The organism is Neisseria sp. P0014.S009 (assembly GCF_051958155.1).
Classification (GTDB): Bacteria; Pseudomonadota; Gammaproteobacteria; order Burkholderiales; family Neisseriaceae; genus Neisseria; species Neisseria flavescens_C.
On record NZ_JBQCVS010000066.1, the window covers coordinates 1 to 364 of the forward strand.

The 364-nt window shown below is 56.9% G+C and carries 1 rRNA gene; it reads left to right on the plus strand.

Annotated elements, in window-relative coordinates:
- Window positions 1–364: ribosomal RNA gene (locus ACTHS4_RS11680) — 16S ribosomal RNA — on the plus strand; the annotation flags it as partial.

Here is a 364-nt window from a genome sequence, read left to right on the forward strand (position 1 = left end):
GTATAAGAGACAGCCTACGGGTGGCAGCAGTGGGGAATATTGCACAATGGGCGCAAGCCTGATGCAGCGACGCCGCGTGAGGGATGACGGCCTTCGGGTTGTAAACCTCTTTCAGTACCGACGAAGCGCAAGTGACGGTAGGTACAGAAGAAGGACCGGCCAACTACGTGCCAGCAGCCGCGGTAATACGTAGGGTCCGAGCGTTGTCCGGAATTACTGGGCGTAAAGAGCTCGTAGGTGGTTTGTCGCGTTGTCCGTGAAAACTCACAACTCAATTGTGGGCGTGCGGGCGATACGGGCAGACTGGAGTACTGCAGGGGAGACTGGAATTCCTGGTGTAGCGGTGGAATGCGCAGATATCAGG